This is a genomic window from Saliphagus infecundisoli, assembly GCF_020177375.1.
Classification (GTDB): Archaea; Halobacteriota; Halobacteria; order Halobacteriales; family Natrialbaceae; genus Saliphagus; species Saliphagus infecundisoli.
Genome location: NZ_JAIWHV010000021.1, coordinates 41,645 through 64,923, shown reverse-complemented (window position 1 = coordinate 64,923; position 23,279 = coordinate 41,645). Strand labels below are relative to the sequence as shown.

Sequence of the window (23,279 nt, the reverse complement as noted above, 5' to 3'; positions counted from 1 at the left end):
TCGAACCGGTTGACTCATCGAAATCGAATGTGACAGTCCGGCTCTATTTGGTTCGGTTGAACGAGCGCAGATCCCGCCTAATCGGCGGGATCAGCTTTCCCATCGAGAATAACCCTCGGAAGTAGTGCGCAAAGCGGTCTAGAGTTTCCCTCTGGTAGCCTCAATTGAGAGGTCACAGCTGATTGCTGTTTTGGTTGATCGGTTGAGTAGTTCGTCGAAGAATGTGCGGTAGTGATCAGGATCAGCGTACTTCACCAGCCGAAGTTGGAGCAGCGCTTCTAATCCCTCCGCTGTCCAACGCATCCACTGGTTCTTGCATCGCTTGGCGACCTCTCCCATCGCTCGTTCTACGGGGTTCGAGGTCCACGGCACCTCGAACCCCTCGATTGCCTTCTCAGCGAACGTCAGTATCGACGGTAGCCACCGCCGAAGATACCCCGCAGCCTTTCTCGAGCCGTACTGCGAGAGCTGCCACGCTGTCTTCTTGATGCGCTCAGTCGTTCGCGCGATCCGTTCGCGGATCGCCGCGAACTCTTCCTCTGGACGGTGGGTGACAACCGAGTTCTTCAGATGGAATACTTCGCCAACCACCTCCGAAACGATCTCCCTGCGCTGATCCAGAGAGAACACAGCGTCGTCCCAGAGGTTGTAGTAGAGCGTCCGGCCGACGTGGACGAGGTCAAGTTGGTGTCTTCGATTCTCGTCGGTAAACGCCGTGACGATACTGTTGTCACCGTCACTGACGACCGTCGCGTCGTCAGTGACTGCGTCGATGGTATCGAGATCGGACGCTGTTTCGTTCCAGTCAGCGTTGACCGAGAGATCCAGCAGAGACCGGGAGTTGTCGGCACTATCCTCACCGAGCGTGACCTGTACAGAGTGGTACGAGCGGTCGTCGTCCTGGCTGTGGCACTTCGTGCCATCAGCCACGACGGCATCGGCTTCAGTTCCGGCCACACAGTCGGGAAGGAACTGCTTGAGGGTGGTGCCGTATTCTTTGGCTCGGCGGTTGATGGTGGTCGGCGACGGCATCTTCGAGAGGATGCCGTCGCCGTGATCAGCTGCGTCACGATAGCTGAGGGAGGTGGCAAGATCGATGCTTGTGGCTGCAATATCCTGTTGATAGCGGTTTTGGCCGTCGAAGCCGAGAACGTCTTCGACGGGCCGGAAATAGCTGGGTTGGTCGTGGTCAGCGGCAGTGTCTTCGATGTAGTGGAGGGAGAACTCGTGTTCTCCGGCCGTTGTGACGGCTGTGCGGGTGTCGGTGCCGGCTCGTTGGAAGCGGTGGTCACCGTTTCCGTGGGCGTGTTTTTCGCCGCAATACGCCTCGACGCGGCTCGCGTCGAGGCTTTCGACCACGGATTCGAGGATCGCTGACTCGATGTCCTGATCGGTGAGGAACTCGGCGAGCATGGCGAGCGGTATCGTTTTGTGGTCGTCGATGCTAATCGTGAACCGCACGTCGATTGTGGCGTGCATGGGGCACCTCGGGTGGACACCAGAGGTGACCCCGTCCTCACGGGAGTCAGTTGCTACTGAACTCTAGAGGACTTTGCGACGCGACCAAACCTTTGGCTATGCCCTACAACCATCTGTCTTTAGTTAGCCCTCACACCTCGGTTGCGTAGCGGTAGCGAGCGTCTCTTGGAGGATCGGTCGTTCTCGGTGAATCTTCTGTGCGTCTTCGATCAGTCGTTCCAACAGCGGCGGTGGGGAATAGCCGAGGTGTTCGCCGAGTTCGTGGAGGATGAGCTGGGCGTGCGACCGGAAGGTCGCCGCCCAGCGTTCCGGCGGAAACACGATCTCATCGTCGGCCTCCTCGGTGACCAGATCCAGCAGATCACGGCTTACCAACAGTGACAGCACCGCTGCGTACAGCAGAATCTCAACAACCACCGGATTGCTCGTATCGAACTCGTCGAGTTCGTACTGCGTTTTCAGCTCACGGAACAACAACTCCACCTCCCACCGACACCGGTACAGCGTTGCAAGATCAGCTGGCAGGAACTCCTCTCTCGGGAGATTTGTGATGTAGAGATGGTAGTCATCGGCGTCCTCGTTGCGGACGCCGACGACGCGGAACCGCTTCGTATCCAGCGACCGCGTTCCATGGTACAGTCCTCGCTTGAATTCCGCTTCGACCTCCACATCGATGTACTCGCGGCGAAGATCGTCCACAATATCGTGGATCTGCTCACCCTCCAGGGGGATGGCGCGGCCGCGCCATCCCCGTAATTCGGCCGTTATTACCGGGTTCGCGCTCTGCTTCAACCGACTCACGAAGTAGCCATCGTTCTCATCGATCAACGCGAAGCGGCGGTACTTGAAGTACGCGAGGTCGAGGAGAACGAGCCGCCCCTGCAGCCACGGCCCTGTCTTGAAGAGCGTGCTGTCGTGCGCTTTTTCGTCAGTCACGTCAAGCCGTTCGATCGTCTGGTCGGTGGCATTGTGGAGCAGGTGGAGCGTTGCTCCAGCCTGCTCCTCTTTCCGGGCTTCGTACTCCTCGGAGAGAAACTCGTGCAACCGCAGGATGGTTCCATCCGCGATCATCACGTCCCTAAATCGGTCGATATCAGCGTCGACAGCGTCGGGAACAGCGACCTCGTCGAGACCGCGCTCGACGAGCTCGCGGAGGTACTCCGCGAGCGAGGGCGTCAACCGCTGATAGAAGCCGCCAGGTGAGATCGTCTCGTCGGCTGTGGAATTGTAGCTGCGTCGGAAGCCAGCGAGTGTTCGGCTCTCGCCTGCGGCGAAGCCGAACACGAACGCCCAGACGAACGCGGGAATCTGGAGCTTGCGGTCGCGTTCGACCACGCCGAGTTCCTCGGCGTGCTCTTCGAGGAACTCGGAGGGAAACAGTGTAGTGAGACGACGCATAAGCCGGGATGAGGAGGCTTTGGTGTGCACAGCCGTCGCCTCCTCATTCCTCTCGAAAAGAAGTCTCGATAAGTCGCCGCTGTCACGCGGTTCGTCTCCTAACTAAAGACGGATGGCCCTACAACATCTTCACGTCTACGAGAGCAGTCACTTTCAGTGGCCGGACGCGGTAGTGTGCACGGGTGGCGTAGTACTGTGAAGGCTGATCACGATTGAGGCTGGTCAAGTTGATCGATGCATGGCTATTGTGTTTGCCGGCTGATCCGCCGAGCAACAGACGATAAATCTCCGGCGAGATGGTCTCAAACCAGTGTGATTGATCCCACTCCGACTCTGTCTTACATTCAACTTGGCAGTATTTCTCAATCTCCAAGCGGAGCTGACCAAAGATTGGATTCGTGAGGTCATTGAAGTGGTTCTCGATCTTCTTGCATTAGTACTGCTGGACGTCCTTATTGACCGGCTTTCATTTCACGATGACCGTCATCTCCGCAATGAAAACACACACCCCTTCACCGAAGTAGGCGAGGTGGGTCCGCTTGGAGCATTGCCCTCGTATCGAGACGAGCACTCTTCAAATCTATCACCAGGTTGGCATAATCATTATAACGCTTCAAGGCTCGTATTCTAAAGAAGCGATGAAAATGAGTCAATCGTCCGCTAAATCTCAGACAGATGACACTATAGACACGATCTTTGAAGTCAAGGACGTCAGCGTAAGGTTTGAAATGGATCGTGGAGCTTCCAAAGTTCTGAATCAGGTCAACATGGACATTCATCGGGGAGAAACCCTCGGTATCGTCGGCGAGAGCGGCAGCGGAAAGTCGATGTTCGCATCCGCACTTCTCGATGCCGTCGTTGAACCAGGGGTTCTCTCGGGCGATATCACCTACTCCCCCGAACCAAATTCGTCTGTTGACGTGTTGGGGATGAGCGAACAAGAACTCAAGCGCTATCGATGGGAGGAAGTCTCGATGGTATTCCAAGGCGCAATGAGTTCGTTCAACCCGACGAAGAAAATCCGAGGTCACTTTTTAGAGACGATTCGCGCTCACGATGTAAACGATGAAGAGGGGATGCGCCGGGCCCATGAACTCTTATCTGACCTCTACCTTGAGCCCGATCGGGTACTTGACGCGTATCCTCACGAGCTCTCGGGCGGGATGAAACAGCGCGCGCTCATCGCACTGAGCCTCGTGTTGGACCCACAACTGTTAGTAATGGATGAGCCGACTGCAGCACTTGACCTTCTGATGCAACGGTCGATCCTGCAATTATTGGAAACAATAAAGGAAAAGTACGATCTCACAATCGTCTTCATTACGCACGACCTGCCGCTCGTCGCCGAACTCTCCGATCGACTCGCTGTTCTTTATGCGTTCGAGTTCGTCGAGGTGGGGCCGACCAACGATATCGTTACAGGGAGCGGACATCCCTATACGCGTGCGCTTCTAAACTCTACACCAAACGTTGATGCACCTGCAGATGAGATGGAGGCGATTGAGGGCTCAAGTCCCGATCCAGTGAATGTCCCAAGCGGGTGTTCGTATCATCCTCGATGTCCGATTGCGCAGAAGGACTGTACCCAAAATGATCCGGGATACTATTCCATGGGCGACTCGCACGCTGCTAGGTGTCACTATTGGGAGCGCGCCATAGAAGAGATCCCCTTACTATCGGCTGAAGTGGATGAAAATAAATCAGGTTATGATGTCTCATACGGTCATCAGAGCGATGACACTGTCGTCTCCCTTAATAATTTGGAGGTGCACTTTGAGGAGGAGAGTGGGCTATTTGACTTCTTCTCCGAACCGGAGACTGTGCGGGCGGTAGACGGTATCGATCTGGATATCCACGAAAGTGAAGTGATCGCACTGGTCGGTGAAAGTGGTTGTGGAAAGACAACACTGGGCAAGACAGCAATTGGCGCTGAGCGTCCAACAGGTGGTAGCGTCACTTACCGAGGCCAAGACATCTGGGCTGCTAAAGATGGCTCCGGGGATGCAAATATCCCGTGGGAAGAGATCAGGCGTTCGCTGCAGATTATTCACCAGGATCCAGGTAGTTCACTCAATCCCAACCGTACGGTAATTAGGTCACTTGACCTCCCCCTAAAACACCGCGACAATGACCTCGGGCCTGCTGACCGAGAAGCCCGGATCTTGGGACTGCTGGACCGGGTCGGAATGGCACCACCCGAAGATTATGCAGAACGATATCCTCATCAGCTTTCAGGCGGCGAGAAACAACGAGTTGCACTCATTCGTGCGCTGCTGATGGAACCTGACATGATTCTCGCTGACGAAGCGATCAGTGCGTTAGACGTCTCGCTTCGTGTTGAGATGATGGATCTCATGCTTGAGCTCCAGGAGCAATTCCAGACGGCCTTTCTATTCATCTCTCACGATCTCTCGAACGCGAAGTACATCACGGAAAAATCAGGTGGTCGGATCGGTGTAATGTACCTTGGAGAGATCGTTGAGATAGGGCCCGCGGACCAGATCATTCGAGAGCCGCGCCATCCCTACACGAAGGCACTTCGGTGGGCAACTCCAAAGCTCAGAGAGATGCAGGCAATGTCCGAAAGTCCGATCCGAACTATCGACATTCCCGATCCGGTGGATCCCCCGAGTGGCTGCCGGTTTCACACTCGCTGCCCTGAGGCGAGAGAGGTCTGTACTCAGCAGACTCCCCCATTATACGAAGCTGAAAGCGCCGATAACCAGAAGGCTGCGTGCTTCCGTGAAGATCCTAATCACGAGTATTGGGAGAGCCCGGAACTCACTACAAACAAAGATACCTGAATAAGAAAGGTGCTAAACAAATAATGGTAGTGTCTAGTCATCAGTTCACCACTTCCTCGGCGGGAGTACGGTAATCGAGTCGCTGAATCGGTCGTTACCGGTTATAGTAGTGGATGAAGGCGGTGAGCTAGCGCTGAGCACTGGCTTGCCGCCCCATCCACGTCTGATAGAACCGATCGATCCGTATTGCGAGCGTCTGGAACCATTTCTCGATCAAATTCCGCTCGACGTCATCCAGATGACCGTGGAGATCGCACCGTGCAAGGGCGGTCAGGTAGCCCATTCCATCGACGAGAAATGTCGACTTTGGGAGGTCGTGTTTCTCGGTCAGTCGGTCGAGAAACGCGGCCGCTGGATCTGTTCCTCGTCTAGGGGAACCAGACATCCGCAGAAGTTTCGTCTCGATATTGATGGCGGCGTACAGCCACTGTCGTTCAATTCCGATCATCACAGCTGTCTCGTCGACGGCGCCCCGTGACGACTTCACCGTCGGCGGGTCTGGACTTCCTCCCCAACCAGCTAACCCACTGAAATACTGCCTGATGGGATCGAGTCTTGCCAAACAGCTCGAAAGCTACAGCGGTTTCACGAAGCGAGAGTCCTGTCGAATGGAGCCGCCTAAGAGCGGCCTCAGAGCGGTCGCCGTACTCTCCTTGACCCAACAGTCAAGCGCATCGGGTTCGAGCGTAACGTTGAGCAGTTCTTGGGTAGCTATGGTAGCCAAACCCGAGGACTGCTCGCTCGTTGACTAGACACTGCCGAACAATCATATTATTATCAATTAGATATAAGTGGGTCTATTTACTTAGTTGTGATTATGGCACCCGAAAAGGAGATAGAGGTTGGTAGCCACGCAACTAACAATCGGTCTCGACGGCGGATCCTTCAAATGGGGGGTATCGCTGCGGTGTCGGGGCTGGCTGGCTGCATTGGTGGCAACGGTGGTAACGGTAGTGACGATGGCAACGGTGGCAATGGTGGCAACGGTAGTGACGATGGCAACGGTGGCAATGGTGGCAACGGTAGTGACGATGGCAACGGTGGCAATGGTGGCAACGGTGGTAACGGTAGTCCAATTGACTCGACTGCCACGTTATTCACAAATGCGCCCCCTGACAATTCGCACTTCAATCCCTATAATCCAGCCCAGCACGCAGGATTTGAGCAGTTCTACTCCATTCAACTGTTCGCCTTCAATGCAAGCACTGGAGAATTCCGTTCTCGACTCGGAAATGAGTTCACATTAGAGGATACGACAGCGACGATCCAGATTGACGACAGTCACAGCTGGAATGATGGATCTACGGTTACAGCGAACGACATTGCCAACCAGTTCCGGATCGCCGAAATGCTTGATTATCCGATCTGGAACCGGATTGAGTCGATGGAAGTCCCTGACGAGACCACGATCGTATTTGAGGTAGATCGACCATATAGTACCAACATACTACAGGCCAATCTCAACCGGTTCATCATTGTCAAGGAAGGGGGCGAGTGGGATCAATGGATCGAACTGGCAAACCAGGATTTGAGTGAGGATGAACGATCCAGTGCTCAAGAGGACCTTCAGTCTTGGACCTACGCCGTCGATAGTGGTCAACCGGCCGCTAACGGTCCGCTTGTACTGTCCGAACGGCAGTCGGACAGGTGGATCTTCGAGCAGAACGAACATTGGCCTTACGAGTATAATATCCCCGAGTACGAGTTCCGCCAAGTGACTAGCGACAACGGGATCTGGCAAATGTCGATCTCAGACGAGATGGACATGGCAACCCATCACTCAGTCACCGAAGATACGAAGAACCAGTACCCGGAGCACATGGAACACTTCACGCTCCCAGCTAACGAATGTATCGCGCCTGTGATCAACCATGAACACCCGGTCTGGGGACAACGAAACGCGCGCAAAGCGCTGGCATATCTCATTGATAGAGAACGCCTCATCCGGAATATGAACCCACGCCATAGTCTTCTGGGGCAGGTATCGGGATACACCGATGTCCTCGCCGAGGACCTCCTCAGCGAGGACGCTCGAGGGCAACTCGAAGAATACGGCGTTAGTTCTCAGCCCGAGAAAGCTGCTGAAATGATGCGTGAAGCCGGACTTGAACAAGTTGATGGCATGTGGCAAACATCGGACGGCGAAACTGTTTCGTTCGAGTGGATGGGTGCCAGCTGGCCCGACGCAACAGGAATCGCGACGACGTTAGGTACCCACTTCGAAGAATTCGGTGTGGACTTCACTGACACCACCGTCTCGACTAGTTCGTGGTCCCAGCGAAAGTCACAAGGTAATTATACGATGACGTGGCACGTCACTGCCGGGCCTGGACATCCCTGGTTCTACACCACAAACGTCCTCAATCCCCAGATCATCGCTGAAGTCGGGGTTCCACAGGAGACAGTGGAACTACCACCGTTTGGTGAACCTGATGGAGAGACCGAAGAAGTCGACTTGCGACAGTTGCAGAGCGACCTAGCGGTCGCCCAGGAAGACGAACTTACGGAATACGCACAGCAGTTCGCCTGGTTTATCAACCAGGCGCTACCTGTAATGCCCATTACCAACGCTGGACTCTCCTCTCTCATTACAACCGATCACTGGGAATTCCCGGAACCAGATGCAGACATCATGGGCATTCAGTTCCCACCCTCCCAGCTCCTTAAGGAAACCCGAGAGGACTCTAATAAAACGATCCTGCAAGCGAAAACAGAATAATTGAATCGCCGGACTACGATGGTTAGATCGAAAGGAAAACATAACTAATAAATAGTTAACATTTGATTGTATAGAAGGCAACTAGCCGCTCACAGTAAGATATAAGTAATAAACTGATCCATACTGACTATGTGCTCGCATGTTAAAGCAACCCGCTACAGAGATTCTCAAGGCACCGGCCAACAGTCACTGCTAAGCGGCACCTTTTTAGGTAGTATTGATGCTGATGAGGTGATATCATGAACGTCCGATGGGTGGGTAAACGGATTCTCCAAGGTATGTTCACAGCATATCTCGTTATCACTTTCACGTTTGTCCTCATCAGACAGATGCCTGGAGGGCCTGTTGAATATCTCAAAGCCCAACTTATTACCTCACAAGGCAGTCTCACTGAACAGGAACGACAGCGACTTAATCAGCTTGCCGAGACGTATATCAATATCAATCCCGATAAACCAGTCTGGCAACAGTACGTTGAATACATGATTTCAATTGTGCAGGGGGATCTTGGAGAATCTATCTGGTATAACCAGCCGGTCGCAGAACTTATTGGCGAAGCAATGCCATGGACGCTTCTCGTCACGGCGAGTTCGATCCTGCTGTCGTTTGTGATCGGCATCACGATCGGTGCGTGGATGGCTTACAACGAGGGGAATAGGATCGACATCGGGCTCAGCTCGTTTGCGACGTTTTTAACCTCAATTCCGTACTACGTCATCGGCGTACTTTCTGTGTATATTCTTGGCTATCAGTTGGGCTGGTTCCCAACAAGCGGATATACCAGCGGCGAGATTGAAGCTAGCCTCTCCATCGCATATATCTCTGACGTCCTCTATCATGCGGCTCTACCAATTATCTCGTTCACCATTCCGGCAGCATTCGGGCAATCACTATCAATGCGCGGTAACAGCGTCCGAATTTTGGGCGAGGACTACCTTCGGGTCGCGTCACTTCGTGGCCTCTCGAATACCCGAATTGCCCTGCATTATGTTGGCCGGAATGCAATCCTGCCAATGTACACGAGCTTACTGCTTGCTATCGGGACCGTTTTCGGTGGTGCGGTCATTTTGGAGGAGATATTCACGTATCGAGGTGCCGGACTATTACTACTCAAGGCAATCAACAATCGTGACTACCCCCTCATGATGGGAATGTTCCTGATCATCACGATCGGCGTTATCTGTGGCATGATAATTGCCGATCTAACCTATGGAAAGCTGGATCCACGAATAGATAGTGGGGAGGGGAGCCGATGAGTTCCTCTGAACCCCACAGCCAGGTATCTTCGTTTGATACAGTCTCAGATATCGAACGCTCTCGAAAAGATAGATATCAAGACTGGCTGTCTGCAAATATTGTAACCCCCATGCAGATACTCTTGTCAGATCGCAGAGGGGCAGTGGGACTGTCAATCCTTACTTTTTACCTGCTAATGGGTACGGTCGGGATCGCACTCATCCCTGAACCTGAGAACACGGGGCCGGTCCTACAACCAGCGTTTCAGAATTTCGAGCATCCGCTGGGGACAAACCGGTACGGCGCTGACATCCTTAGTCAGATCGTCCACGCGACCCCGGGAATGTTGCAAATGATGCTCGGCGGAGCCGTCTTCTCAATGACGGTCGCCATCGCTATCGGGACCCTATCGGGGTACTCGGGCGGCCGGATAGATCAGGCCTTGATGACGCTCACTGACTCGGTGATCGCAATTCCCGGTCTCCCACTGATCATCGTTCTGTCTATCGTATTCACACCGCGTGAACCATTCATTGTTGGCGTCGTCATTAGTCTTCCAGCATGGGCAGGACTCGCGCGAGCGCTGCGTTCGGAAGTGTTGAGCCTCCGTGAAGAGTCGTTCATTGAGGCGTCACAGATTGTGGGTCTAAATACTCGCACGATCTTACTCCGCGAGATCATTCCGAATCTCATGCCCTATATTGTTATTAACACCGTCAACGCTGCGCGTGGCGTAATTTTTGGATCGATCGGGCTGTACTTCCTTGGCATCCTACCCCAGACGTTTCCGAACTGGGGGCTGATGATGCAGCGGGCTTACAACGCGGGGTCCCTTTACACGTGGGACACGGCCCACTGGCTTATTCTCCCGATGGCAGCCGTCGTAATCCTCTCGTATGGCCTCATTATGCTCGGACAGGCCGCAGACAAGATCTTTAATCCTCGACTGAAGGCCCGGTACGTCAACTCCACGGCTGAAGAAAACTGACACCGCGCTTCTTCATTTAACTCAAATAATCTGCGCTCATCCCTTCTAAGCTCTGTAGCCCGGACCTCTATCTAATTGTCATTTTCACATCCAAACTGTGAGCGGTGCCGTCCCGCGCTATGTTGAATAGCCTCATTTGAAGGCGAAGAGCGTTAGTGGTAGTTGGCTAGCTATCTGGTCAGTTGTCATCAGTTGAGTCGAATGTTATTTCCTCACGTGCAGCACACCGATGGGCAATGAACCCGTACACGACCAATGAAATCACGACAATAATCAATGTCATAAGTGCCGCGATAAAGGGGCCGCTACCGGGATCAGTGTACAGAAACGAGAAGGAGAGAAGTACCAGTACCACTGCGTCGATGAGTGCCAGTATTCGAAACCACGGTAACATCCCACAAATCGTGTCCCAAAAGACATTGTCCATACATCGACTACATCGTATTACCGGTTGAACGTTTCTATCTCTGCTTACGGGGACCAATGGTGTTCAATTTTCACGACCGGTGCCGGTGGCAGTAATAGTGTGAACTGATCGTTAGCGTCAACGACCGGCTGAAATCGTCGAACTTAGGCTAGTCGGCACATCCCAATTTGGTTGAATCGTAAAGGGGACGAGACGTGGAAGCGCGGTTCACCGTTGAGGTAGGCGCAGTCGTTGCTCCGATATCGAACGTGAGGGCGGCATGGCGGTTGTCAGTCGCGACCGTGGCCCCATCGATTGGTTCGCTGTCCAGGCTCGCTATTACATATTCGTGGTTCATAGCGCTTGATCCCCGACAGCGCGGATTCGACCGGATAGGGTGCTAGAATCCGCTCATTGAGGTCCCGGCCGACGGGCGGGGATTCTCCCTCTGTGGCCGGGGCGAACTGGCAGGCGCCGTTAAGGTTCTGCCAGTCTTCGCGGGCCAACTGGGTCGCGGATACTCAGGATGTGCGTTGTCGGGCCCGACCTCGTCGGTCCACAGTGTGTCCAATGGCGGATCCTTGAGTTCCCAGCCGGATTCCGAGGAATTGGTCGATTGAGCGGAGATTTCGTCAACGAGCAGCTCCGACCCTATAGTACCTACTCTCCCGGTGACGGCCAGTCCTCTCATAGGGATCGGCTGACTAGTTCATATCTCTTGGGCGCATAGAGAGACTCATGACGACATGGGGCGGGAAGTTAGATGATGTCGATGAGGAGCAGTTGCGCCAGCAACTGCGAACGAAGACGGATGCGAAAGCGATCAAACGCCTCACGAGTGCTCTGCTGTATCGACAGGGAAAGTCACTGGCAGAGATCGAACAGCTGCTTGGATTCCCCGAACAAACAGTGTACGATTGGCTCGAGACCGTCGCCGAGCGCGAACCAACCGCGCTCGGCGACCTCCCTCGTCCCAGCCAATCCACTCGTCTCACTGACGACCAGTGGACAGAACTGACGGCGACGCCGCCAGCGTCGCCGTCAGAGGCAGGCTACGATCAACCAACATGGACACCAGCTCTCGTCCGTGAGTACATCGCTGAGACGTTCGACGTCAATATTCGCTGGTACACATGTATCGTGTCATGAAGCGGTCGGGTCTGTCTTACCAGACAGCCCGCCCGCGTCACTACAAAGCAAATCCCGCTGAACAACAGCGCTGGCGTGAGGAGTTCAAAAAAAGTGGCCGGCGCTGAAGGCAACAGGCCGTCGAATCGTTGTCATCGATCAGCACACGCAAGTGATCAAGACCACGCAATAACGAGCATGGTTTCCGGTGAACTCCCGCCCGAGACTGCCGGTCTCGGGCGGTCAAGCGTCGATCAATCTGTTAGGCGCGGTCAGCGATGACGGTGACCACTTCATCTCAGCCTACACCAGCGTATCTACCGCAAACCGGGGCGAGAGACGCTCAAAACCATCCTCGAAACCCACTCTGACTCATCAACAATCACCTACCCAAGAGCATCCATGGAATCAACGTGCGCGCTGTCTCCTTGATGTACGGAAATTTAGAGGGGAATGGTCTCGTCCATCATCACCGACTTGTAGATCGCGTCGACGATCTCGAGGTCGCGAATGCCTTCATCCCCGTCAGGTGCAGGATTCGTCCCCGTCTCAAGGCAATGGGCGAAGTAGTCAAATTCCTCGATGACTTCGTGACCCCAGTTGGTTTCTAACTCAGTCATCTGGCCGTCTTTATGGATCTCCACCGTGCGGTCCTGCGCAACGCTGAACGCCGGCGAGAAACTCACCGTCGCGGCAGTCCCAACTAGCTGAAACTCCGTCTTCGGTTGAGCCTCGAAACTTGCCTGACCGTGGGCGGTGACACCCTTGGGGAACGAGAGCTGGAAGGCGACGTGCTCGTCAACCTCGATCTCGCGCGGACTTGCCGTTTGGGCCGTCACGGTGGTCGGTTCCGCGTCAAGGACGAACCGGGACGTGTTAAGAGGGTAGATACCGATGTCCATCATCGCTCCGCCGCCAGCGAGGGTCTCGTCGAACCGCCACTGATCGGTCGGCACGTCGATGTCGAGACTCCCGCGGACAGCGACGATATCACCAAGTTCCCCGTCGCGAACCCATTCACGGAGACGTCTGGTCACCGGTTCGAGTTGCATCCGGTAGGCTGTCATCAGGGTCACACCTGCTTCATTGCACGCGTCGCGGAGTCGACGCGCGCGTTCCGTCGTCGCTTCGAGGGGTTTCTCACAGAGAACGGGCTTGCCCAAGTCAGCTGCCGACTCGGCGTACTCGAGGTGGAGCGCGTTCGGCGTGCAGACGTACACTGCATCGTAGTCGTCGACCCCCTCACCATCGTGGAACTCGTCGTACGAGAGGACGCGCTTCAGGTTGTACTCGTCGGCGAGGCGTTCGCCTGTCTCCGGCGTTCCAGTAATGCCGACGGTCGCTGTACAGTAGTCAGTCTCTTGGATCGCTGAGAGTACGACGCCCTCCGTGAAGCCGCCAAGCCCGACGAGCGCAAACCTGACAGTCGTATTGATCCCGGAGTCCCAGTCGCGGCGCGCCATTTCGTCGCGGGCCAAGTTCTGCAACATGGTCGGCTATTCTGGAGCAGAGTATAAAGCGCTAGTTGAGGCGGCGATCTCTCGCTGGGATTCACGGTTGCGTGCTGGAACAAACGAGACCGTCAGTCAGCGGTGTTCTCGTTATAATTCGACATTTTCGATGGAAGTCTGCACCAGTTCTAGGACTGTGCTAATCCTTTTTGACCCCTGCCTGGCCTGAGACACTGATAGATTCCTCTTCATCGTTGATCGTGTATCCCTGGTCTTGAACGGTCTTGATTACCTCTCTGTAGGTTTCCTTGTCGGTGATGATATGTTCAGTGAAAGGTTCGAACTCTCTATTCGACAATATCGAATTGAGTTGATCCCTGATAACGTGTTACAAGGTTCTCCTTTCACGTTCTGAACTACGGATGTCGACGTCGCTGTCGGAGTAATCCCCGCGCTAATGTCCCAGTCGGTCCTCGAGAAGTCGGCGAGGAACATGTTAGAGCCATTGTGTTTCTTAAAATTCGACGCAGTCCCTTTGATTCCGTAGCGACTGCTCAGCAGTATCAACGATCTCCTATGAAGAGCATCAGAGACTTTCATCTCATTACTGCTCGCTTATGGATGCTGATTACAAACATATGATTGTAATCCTTTCCCGCCGGTGCATGGAACTCTCAGTCAGCCACTGAGCTAGATGGGAAATGAAAACAGAACAAGGATGTAAACTACCGTTCCTTCTTAGATACACCATTGACAGGAACAGTTCCGAGTGATTTATAAGTATGGACTTGTGACGCCCATATGTGATGACATCTCAACCAAATCGAAAAATTAAAACTGTTCAAAGAGTGTTCGATATTATCGATTTTCTACATGAAAACGGCCAATCGAAACTAAGTACAATTGCTGAAGAGGTAGGTCTTGCAAGAAGCACTACACACGATTACCTGCAAACGTTTCGCAGTCTTGGCTTAATCAAACAGGACGAAGATGGCTACTACCTAAGTCTGAGAATCCTCCGGTATGGCGGCCAAGCGCGCCGGCGACATGCCGTGTACGAAGAGTCTATGCCCGAAATTAATCGCTTGACGAATAAACTACGCACAACGGTGAGTGAACATGGATTAACGTCACATCTTGCAATTCTCGAAGGAGACGAAGTGTTCTTGGTGGACTTTTCGAAGACAGACTGGGAAATCAGCACAGGGAATTACTCAGGAGGAGATGTCGATATCCACAGCTCAGAATTGGGGAAGGCTATCTTGGCACACGTTAATGAGGATCATCTTGATTCGATATTGTCGAATTCAAACTTTGAGCCTATCACTAAGAAGACAATTACTGACAAGCGAATCTACCGCGAGGAACTCGAAGATGTCCTCGACCGAGGGTATGCGATTAACGATGAGGAGGAATTCAGTCATATCAAGGGAATTGGGCTGCCAATCGTGTTTGAGGACAACGTATTGGGCTCTATCAGCGTCTCAGGCCCGAAGGCAGGAATCGAACAGAATCAAGAAGAAATCTTGGAATTACTTCACGCCACTGTTGAAAATATCGAACTTCGGCTTGAACACCACTAACACACGGTCTGCTATTTCTTAGACTATGAATGTGAAGTTCTCAATGATAAATCGTTGGTTCGGCAAGAATTACATGCATCATCTTAGAATCTAAGATCAGGTTGCAGGTATGAAAACTGCTCGATAAAATTTCGTCCCTCGTGAGTAATGCGTAGAACAATGAGTGAACCTAGGGTTGCGAGTTACACCTGCTCGAAGTCGATGCGAGCCATCGAGTACGAGGGAAGGTCGAATACTGCACCGTCGCTGACGGTGATTGTGTCGACGTCCGGCGTCACCTTCTCCGGGTCCTCGCGAGTATTCTTGTCGTACAGTTCGTCACTTCCGAGTGTGGTGAGCGTCGCCTCGTTTTTAGGCTCAAACCCATCTATCTCTAGGGTAACTGATACTGGATCATCTTGACTCGTGCGATTCACGACGATAACGTTGAGAATCCCGCCGTTGATGGTTGCCATCGCGTCAACTAGGGGCACGTCAACGGGTTGGATCTCGCGGAAGGTCGACTCAGTAGTGATCGAGTCGCACTCAAGCTCAACGGCGACTGGAGTCGCACCTGCCTGCACTGTCCCGATCGAGCGCCCGTAGTGGCACGGATCCGCCCAGACACGCTCGCCTTCTTTCTGCAGCCCGCCGCCGTGATTAACCGTCGCTGAATGGGTAAGGAGTTCAGTAAATTCACCGAGCCGGATCAAGTCGTGGCGCATACAGGCGTCGTAGATTGCCTCACTGATCGTCGTCGGCGTCGGCATGGTCTCTGGCGTAAGCGAGGCGCCTTCGTCACTGGAGCTACCGCCATCTTTGCGGCCGACGCCCTCCGCACCGGCGTTGAAACTGGCGAACAGCTGGAGTTCCGTGACGTTGAGTTTCGGATTTTCGACACCCGCCTCGTGCATCTGCGTTTTGAGGTCTGCGTACTGGTCCGTGAGCTGGTCGGAGTAGCCCATGAACGCGTGGTACAGCTCGTCCGGATCGGTCTCCTCGTCGACCTGCCCTCCGGCAAGCGGGTGTGAGGAGATAGCGCGGACGTCCTTACTGCATTCGTCCAATAAGACCTGGTTCCAGGGACGTTCCTCATTGGCCACGACGCCACAGGCCGTGACCAAGATATCGGAATCGGCCTCAAGCATGGCCTCGCGGAACTGTCGGTAACGGTCGGCGTTACCTTTTGGCGTCGTCCAGTGGACCTGCCATTTGCCCCAGAGCTCGTTTCCGATCTCCCAGTAGGTAATATCAAATGGCTCTGGGTGACCGTGTTCGGCGCGGAGTTGGCCCATTTCTGTATCCGTCGAGCCGTTGCAGTACTCAACCCACTTTGCGGCCTCTTCGGGGGTCCCGTCCCCTGCGTTAACACAGATAGAGGGTTCACAGCCGACATGCCCACAGAGCGTGACAAACTCGGCGGTACCGAAGAGATTCGGTTCGAGCCCGTCCCACGCCGGATTGATGCGCTCCGGTCGCTCGTCGACAGGACCGATCCCGTCACGCCAGTCGTAGCCAGAGACGAAGTTGCCGCCGGGCCATCGAAGCAGCGGCAGGTCTGACTCTTGTAGGTACTCAACGACCTCGGGATCAGCATAGTCAATGTGGTCACCGGGATACAACAACAGCCGCTCAACGACAAGGTCGGTCGTGTCATCGGCGGTGAGCAACACCTCGTAGACGGCATCAGGATCGACATCGTCTGGTACTTCGAGCGTCCCCTCCACCGTCTTCCACTCCGTACCGATGTCGAGTATCGACTCGTCACAGAGAGTCTCGTCGGTTCGAATGGAGATGCGAGCAGTAGTGGACGCTGTGGCCCGGATCTGTGTCCTGAACTCGTACTCGCTCACCCGGTGTAAGGGGAGTCGCGTCTCCTGAAATACACCGGCACCGGTTTCGTCAACCTGGAGCCGCTGGGCACGGTTACCGTTCGGGCCAGTGTCAGGACTGGTCAGTACATCACCTGCGGGCTGCCAGCCAAAAGCCAGTGCGTCCTCGTAGGCCCCGAGCAGCGCGTCGGGATCAGACTCGGGTGGATACGCCAGGGGCCTGCCGTGGTCCCGGACCCGTTCTTCGATCCGTTCGCGATCGCTCTCGCTGACGAAGCCTCCACTGGGTCGGCGTTCGACACCTCGGAAGTGCCACTCACCGAATGTCGGGTTGAACAATATCTGGGCTTCCTTCCCTTGGTATATGTTATTGCCGAGGTGCTCACAGAACTTCCCATAGAGCTTTGGCTCTACATGGAAATCGGCTCGCTGGTTTGCGTCAACGGTGATATGCGCCATCGACGTGTCGTCGGTCTCAGAGTGAACTAACAGGTCGCTATCGACCATATCTATCGATCAAAGTCGACCGTGAAATAGGTTTCCCTGGGAATCCTATCGATTATCTAATTGTCGTACGATAAATAGCTATGTTTAACCGGTACTGATAGATTGAAATTGAACTGAACGGAGTTCGCCGGTGGAGGTGGAAAATACTCTTCGAGAACCCCACGTGGACATCACGGATTCCTCTGATGTGAAGTTTTTGGAATACACCGTTTAGCTAAATTTGATCTAGGTTGATATCTATTCTGATTGGTGTCATTATGGCTGATTCTCCCCTTTTTCTATTGAAATATAGTATAATTATGTATTTTCTGCCGGATTTCGACTGTAGGGACAACAGACGAAAAATTCGCCGTTTGAAGCCCGTCGATCCAGCTATCTAAGTTTCAGATCAGTCTCAGATCTGCCGCGTGAGCTTCATGAACGATGCCGGCGGGAGCTCAACATATCCATCCTCGAGGGTAAACGTCTCGATCTCAAAGGCGTCTGGTTTATTCCGGGACTCTTGAACCAAGAATGGATCGTCGTCGACCGGACGGTACAGCGTAACCTCAGTGCTGCCGCCGCCGTCGTCGAACTCAACGCTCGTTTCATACGTCTCGCAGAGCGAACCATTGGTCGCAAACGTGTGAGTGGTGCCGTCATCACTGACGATCGTCACGGCGTCAACGAGCGCTATATTATCAGCTGGCAGGCTCCAATTACCGGTTTGGAGGAAGGGGCGGTCTGGACTTTCGACGTTCGTATCAGCGACTGCCCACTTGGCGTCGCTCTCCAGAAGGGGTTCGGCCATCTCACGCTGGATATACGCGCCGGGATGGGGTGGCGCCGGTCCGTGCGGATCGGGGTGGGGGTATAGAGTGTAATCAGTCCAGTGCCCCATCTGGACATACTCTCCATGGCGGATGAACGTCTGGAAGGTTTTCGCAGCGTAGGCGGCATGAGCCATAGTCCCCGTCTGCGCAGCCGGCCAATCTTCGTTGACCGCTGGCCCGAGGTTCCACTCACCGATCGTTAGGCGGCAATTGGGTGATCCGTTCTCAACGGCGAGATCCTCAACGTCCGACAATAGACGGTCGTAGACCTGTGGAAAGTTAACAAGTATTTCGTTGTATCCGATGGGGTCCTCGCTGTGTTCCTCACACCAGGTCTCACGCGCTTCCGTGTTGTTACCCTTAATCCCGGCAGTGTAACGGTGGAGGTCAATCCCCTCAATGGCATCACCAGCCTTCTCGAAGAGTACCTCATTCCAGATTGGTGGTTCGCTCTCATGACTGTCCGCTGAGGCACCATCGTAGACGCTGGTGAACCAGGGGTCAATTGCACTCGCGTCGACTTCGATATCCGGATCAACTTCTCGCATTGCGTCGCGATACTCGACATACCCTTCGGCATAGGTCGCGGCATCGGTATTTCCGACCTGCCAGTGGCCCCAAACTTCGTTTCCGACGCCCCAGTATGTTACATCCCACGGCTCTTCATAACCGTGTTCGGCTCGAAGCGCACCCAGCTTGCTCTCTTCAGGGTCGCCGTTAATGTACTCAACCCAGTCAGCCGCCTCTTCTGGCCCCGTTGCGGACCAGAACGGCACTGTGATATAGGGTTCAACATCAGCCAGTTCGCAGAAGCGGAGCCACTCGTTAGTCCCGAGATAGTTGGGTTCTAGGCCGCCCCAGTTGACGATCGGGACAACCGGCCGCTCCTCAACGGGGCCGATCGTGTCCCGCCAATGGACTTGACTAGCGTAGTTTCCACCAGGCCAGCGGATCGTCGTCACGTCGAAGTCCCGCAGTAGGTTGATCGTCGCGGGGTTGTAGATTCCCTCAACGGCGTCTCCGGGGATCAGGGTCGACCAGTCAAGGTCCAGGTGGCCCGGTCCGTCGGCCGTGATCGTCAGATCGTACGTGCCGTACTGGGGCTCTGCGTAGCGCTCGTCGATCGCAGCGTCGAGTTCGAGTTCAACCTCCACACACTCCCACGAGCCCGTCACTGGGACCATCGCTGACACTAGGGCATCGCCGTCGGGCGCGGTTAGCGCGACGGTGCACTCGTCGATGCCCTCGCTGCGGACGGTCACCGTTACGTTGAACATCCGGGCGCGTTCGTCAGGGAGCGCGACGCGCTGGAAGACGCCCCCCTCGTCACTATTCTCGAACGAGAGCCGCTGGAACCGTGGCTCCGTTACTTCCTGGGGTACGGGGTAGCACTCCTCAGGAACCTCCGGGCCGCCGTCGAGCGCGTCGTCGCGGTGGCGCCCGTGGATCCCGCCGGTCACCTGTTCATACGTCGCCCCATCACCGGTTGGCTGCCAGGGGTAGGCGATCCCGTCGTGCTCAGCAATATCATCGAAGACGATGCCGGCCATGGGCCCCCCACCGGAGGCGTTCCACACCTCGAAGGAGCCGTTCCGGAGGTAGTCCTCGTAGACGCCCGGGTAGATGGCGCTGTCGAGGTGTTCCTGGAATTTGCCGAACAGCAGCGGTGAAACGGACCACTCGCTCGCGTCGTCAGTATCGACGGCTATCGAGACAGTAGATTCTTCTCGACTCATGCGCTAACTGTTGTCGACCCTTCTCTTAATTGTACCGGCGATAAAGAGAGCCAGCTTATTGGACCCAAGGAAACTCGGTGACGCGGAGATTCGTACAGCCGTAGGGAATCAGCGTCAGCGACTCGCTGTCTCCACCCCCCCTGACGACGCCGCTAGGGACGGTGTCCGCCCAAGCGTAGTCGGAGTCCATACCCCAGTCGGCGACGAGCTGGCCGTCGACGCTTGCCGTGACCGGCGCGCTCTCGGGCGAGAAGGGGACGTTGCCAGGCTCGTTGAAAGCGACCGACACCGATGACGCGGGGTCGTCGAGGTTGAGTTCGAGGCCGTAGTTCCACGGCTCTGTCGGATAGAACTCCCAGTCGGCGTGGGGAATCTTGCCGCCGATCTGCTTGCGTTCGGCGTCAATTGGGAACGAGAACGTCAGCGGGCCACGGTGGATCGTGACCGCACCGTGGTAGCGGCGCTCGACGCGTGTCGGCGTCTCGAAAGCCACCTTAACCGCGTCGCCGTCAGTCCACCTTCGCTCGACAGTATGATAATCGGCCGTCGCCTCAATCGTCTCGGTCCCGTGATCGGGCGTTGTGACTGTGGTGGTCTCGACCCACCACGGAAGCCGGATTGAAAGCGCGAAGGTCGCTGGCTCATCCGTCTCGACGGTGAAGACGACTGACTCCCCGAAGGGATAGTTGGTTTCCTCACTGACCGTAATTTGCTGGCCGTCGAGGTCTGTCGTCACCGCGTTCGGTGCGAAGGCGATCGTGGCGAGTTCATCGCCGTCACGCATCCAGAGGTGAGACGCGAATTTCGGCCAGCCCTGGTGCATATTGGCGGTACAGCAGCCGAAGTTCGGCGCCAGTCCGAAGACATTGGCCTCCGGGTCGTTGAACCAGTCCTTCTCTGCGACGTTGCAGATCACCTGGTTCGCTTGCTGGTCGTACTGCTGGGTCCACATGTCGGGCGTGAACGTCGCTGGGAGGCCGTTGAAGGCGAGGCGTTCAAGGCGGTCGCCGAAGCGGGCGTTGCCATGGATAGAGGCGAGAACTTCCAGAGAGTACATGTACTCGACAACGCCGCACAGTTCGGTGCCGCGCGAGGGGTGCTTGCCACCGAAGAACTCGTCACCCGAATACAGGCCCGTCGCCTGGCCATGGTACCTATCGAGCGCGTTGATAGCCTGCGCCGAGCCGACCCGGTCGTCGGTCTTGCCGGTCAACAGGTAGCGGACGCCGGGCGCCTTGATCCCCATCGCGTTATTGACGACGTGTGCGGCGTGGTCTGTTTCGTCGCGTTTGGTCGTATGGGGTCTGCGGAACCCATGAAGGCCATCGAAGTGGTTGCCCCATTCAAAGCCCTGTTCCGCGGCTGTCCTAGCCAGGTTGAGTAGCCACGGCTCGTCAGTGCGCTCGGACAGCCACAGGACGCTCACGACGAGATCAGCCCAGCGGTAGTGACCCCAGCTCTCGAGGGGGTTGTCGTCCAGTGCCGTTGAAAGATACTCGCAGAACGACAGCATAGCGTTGAGAATCCGTTCCTCTCCACTCACCTCGTAGTATTGCCTGAGCACCTTTAGGACGACGAAGCGTGGCCAGGGGTCGTACTCGTACCCCTGGTCGCGGGCCTGCTCGGCGGGTCCGATCCAGCCGTCGTCGTCCTGGCTGTCAAGGAAGGCCTCGACCCACATCTCGGACTTCTTGATCAGTGCCTCGTCGTTGAGGAGATGGGCGAGCGGGAGGAGGCCATCGACGTAGTAGGGGCCCCGTTCCCAGCCGCCACGCTCGCCGCCGAGCCACTGACTATCGCCTATATCGGACCAGCATTCGTCGAGGTGGCCAGTGAGGCCGTTGGCCTGAATCTCGAGTTGCTGCCGTAACCAGCCGCGCGGTTCGATAGCACCCAACGGGAGTAAGTCGTACGCACGTTCGACCGGCCGTATTCGGGTAGCACTCATCTGTTCCCACCACTCCGCGACAATGTTGTCGCCATGACGCCAGACCGGGTTGTGCCAGTCCACGTTCGCTTCGGTCTGTTCGCGGACGTGGACTTCGTCGATCTCCACCCCCGAGCCAAGATCACTAGGCAACTCGATGTAGCCCTCGCCGTACTTAAAGGCAGCAGGATTGCCGAGGTAGTCGAGAACGTTGTTGGTCTCGTAGTAGTGGATGTCGAGGCTCTGCTCCTGAATGAACGCGTTCGGCGAGCAGGCATCGACCTGGAGACATGACGCGAGCGCGATGAAACCGAGCCGACAGTGCGCTGGTAGCGCACTGTCGTAGGCCTCGACCATTGTGATGATCTTCTTCGCTTTGATGATCCCGCCCGCGTGACTGAAATCGGCTGGATCACGTCGACAGTCCCCTGCTCGAAGACCTGTTTGTATTCCCAGGGCGAGTACATTCACCCGCTCGTCGCAACCGATGTCGTCGCGTGCTGGGCAATGTATGGCAGAGCATTGTTCTGTGCCGACAAGACTGACTCTTCGATGAAGAAGGGTGAGTGCGATTCGAGCGCCGCGATGAGGCATTTGGCCACTGACTTGTCGACCCAGCCGTGAAAGTCCACACCGATGACGACCTCGTTACCGACGGTCTCGCGGACGATCCGGAGCCGCTCGCCCACTGCTTCGACCGCCTGCGAGGTTTTGACGCGGCGGAATTCGGCGTCGTATTCATCTTGAGAGTGGTGAAGCCGTCAACAACCTTCTCCCGGGCCTGCTCGGCAATGTCGGCTGGCCGGTCGCGCCGATCTACTGGTAGACTCGCATCCGATCGCATGCGGCCCCGCCCAACAGTTGCGTGGACGGGCGCACCGAACTGCTTGTCCTTGATGTCCCATAGCGCCTGGTCGATGCCGGCGATGGTGCTCATCAGGGCCAGCCCACCGCGATCGAAGCTGCCGCTGTAGATTGCCTGCCAGTGATCCTCAACATCGGCGGGGTCCGTACCGGGCAAGTAGTTGTCCAGCAGTTCCTTGACCGCCGTCTGGACCGTCTTCGCCCGGCCCTCAACGGCCGGCTCGCCCCAGCCAACGAGTCCGTCGTTGGTTTCGAGAGGGAGGAACAGCCATTGGACCAGAAATTTGTAGAGTTCGAAGTCAGAAATTGTCATTACCTGGGACCCTCGACTAAACGTCTTCCCGCCCTCGATATAATTGTTTTGCCAACCGGAATGCTTGTGAGGAGACGACTCAGCTGAACTGGGACACGCGGTCCTGATTCGTCCCGC

At 55.5% G+C, this 23,279-nt stretch carries 14 protein-coding genes and 2 pseudogenes; 7 read left to right on the top strand and 9 right to left on the bottom strand.

The genetic code is table 11. The annotated features are described in order from the left end of the window. Positions 1-138: 138 nt before the first annotated feature. Positions 139-1,479, bottom strand: coding sequence for an ISH6 family transposase (locus LCF40_RS17570; protein WP_224829495.1), 1,341 nt, complete (start codon positions 1,477-1,479; stop codon positions 139-141). Positions 1,480-1,602: 123 nt separating this feature from the next. Beyond that, on the bottom strand, positions 1,603-2,877 hold the full coding sequence (locus LCF40_RS17565) for an IS4 family transposase (RefSeq protein WP_224829499.1): 1,275 nt from the start codon (positions 2,875-2,877) through the stop codon (positions 1,603-1,605). Between the two features lie 644 nt (positions 2,878-3,521). On the opposite strand from LCF40_RS17565, the gene LCF40_RS17560 reads away from it, so the two are divergent. Next, positions 3,522-5,681: an ABC transporter ATP-binding protein gene (locus LCF40_RS17560; RefSeq protein ID WP_380682356.1), complete on the top strand. Its 2,160-nt coding sequence runs from the start codon at positions 3,522-3,524 to the stop codon at positions 5,679-5,681. 94 nt (positions 5,682-5,775) lie between these two features. Here the strand turns inward: LCF40_RS17560 and LCF40_RS17555 are convergent. After that, a pseudogene (locus LCF40_RS17555) lies at positions 5,776-6,396 on the bottom strand (DDE-type integrase/transposase/recombinase). A 102-nt stretch (positions 6,397-6,498) separates the two neighbouring features. Between LCF40_RS17555 and LCF40_RS17550 the strand changes: the two are divergent. The 5 genes from LCF40_RS17550 to LCF40_RS23575 all read left to right on the top strand — a co-directional run bounded on the left by LCF40_RS17550 (position 6,499) and on the right by LCF40_RS23575 (position 12,286). Further along, positions 6,499-8,400 (top strand): ABC transporter substrate-binding protein, encoded by a 1,902-nt coding sequence (locus tag LCF40_RS17550; RefSeq protein ID WP_224829494.1) that lies wholly within the window; start codon positions 6,499-6,501, stop codon positions 8,398-8,400. A 239-nt stretch (positions 8,401-8,639) separates the two neighbouring features. Further along, a complete protein-coding gene (locus LCF40_RS17545) occupies positions 8,640-9,656 on the top strand; it encodes an ABC transporter permease (protein ID WP_224829493.1) in 1,017 nt (338 codons plus the stop codon). Then, positions 9,653-10,624, top strand: a complete 972-nt coding sequence (locus tag LCF40_RS17540) for an ABC transporter permease (RefSeq protein WP_224829492.1) — start codon at positions 9,653-9,655, stop codon at positions 10,622-10,624. The genes LCF40_RS17545 and LCF40_RS17540 overlap by 4 nt, the downstream gene beginning before the upstream one ends. A gap of 1,144 nt (positions 10,625-11,768) precedes the next feature. Next, on the top strand, positions 11,769-12,179 hold the full coding sequence (locus tag LCF40_RS17535) for a helix-turn-helix domain-containing protein (RefSeq protein ID WP_224829491.1): 411 nt from the start codon (positions 11,769-11,771) through the stop codon (positions 12,177-12,179). Beyond that, positions 12,164-12,286, top strand: a complete 123-nt coding sequence (locus tag LCF40_RS23575; RefSeq protein ID WP_345777860.1) for a winged helix-turn-helix domain-containing protein — start codon at positions 12,164-12,166, stop codon at positions 12,284-12,286. The genes LCF40_RS17535 and LCF40_RS23575 overlap by 16 nt, the downstream gene beginning before the upstream one ends. 315 nt (positions 12,287-12,601) lie before the next feature. Here the strand turns inward: LCF40_RS23575 and gfo6 are convergent, their stop codons facing one another. After that, positions 12,602-13,648: a D-xylose 1-dehydrogenase Gfo6 gene (gene gfo6, locus LCF40_RS17525; RefSeq protein ID WP_224829490.1), complete on the bottom strand. Its 1,047-nt coding sequence runs from the start codon at positions 13,646-13,648 to the stop codon at positions 12,602-12,604. Positions 13,649-13,808: 160 nt separating this feature from the next. Next, on the bottom strand, positions 13,809-13,991 hold the full coding sequence (locus tag LCF40_RS23785) for an IclR family transcriptional regulator C-terminal domain-containing protein (protein ID WP_224829496.1): 183 nt from the start codon (positions 13,989-13,991) through the stop codon (positions 13,809-13,811). A gap of 424 nt (positions 13,992-14,415) precedes the next feature. On the opposite strand from LCF40_RS23785, the gene LCF40_RS17515 reads away from it, so the two are divergent. Further along, positions 14,416-15,192 carry an IclR family transcriptional regulator gene (locus tag LCF40_RS17515; protein ID WP_224829489.1) on the top strand — a complete coding sequence of 259 codons (777 nt, stop codon included), beginning with the start codon at positions 14,416-14,418 and terminating at the stop codon, positions 15,190-15,192. A 182-nt stretch (positions 15,193-15,374) separates the two neighbouring features. Here the strand turns inward: LCF40_RS17515 and LCF40_RS17510 are convergent, their stop codons facing one another. From LCF40_RS17510 to dgoD, 4 genes and pseudogenes are all read right to left on the bottom strand, one after another. Beyond that, complete coding sequence (locus LCF40_RS17510) at positions 15,375-17,510, bottom strand: alpha-L-arabinofuranosidase C-terminal domain-containing protein (protein WP_224829488.1); 2,136 nt, start codon at positions 17,508-17,510, stop codon at positions 15,375-15,377. Between the two features lie 394 nt (positions 17,511-17,904). Continuing rightward, the gene (locus LCF40_RS17505; RefSeq protein ID WP_224829487.1) at positions 17,905-20,058 is read right to left on the bottom strand and encodes a hypothetical protein; all 2,154 of its coding nucleotides are present in this window, start codon (positions 20,056-20,058) and stop codon (positions 17,905-17,907) included. 55 nt (positions 20,059-20,113) lie between these two features. Continuing rightward, complete coding sequence (locus LCF40_RS23310; RefSeq protein WP_343230308.1) at positions 20,114-22,030, bottom strand: beta-L-arabinofuranosidase domain-containing protein; 1,917 nt, start codon at positions 22,028-22,030, stop codon at positions 20,114-20,116. Then, positions 22,016-23,162 (bottom strand): annotated as a pseudogene (dgoD, locus tag LCF40_RS23570) (galactonate dehydratase); the annotation flags it as partial. The pseudogene dgoD and the gene LCF40_RS23310, both read right to left, overlap by 15 nt. Positions 23,163-23,279 lie beyond the last annotated feature (117 nt).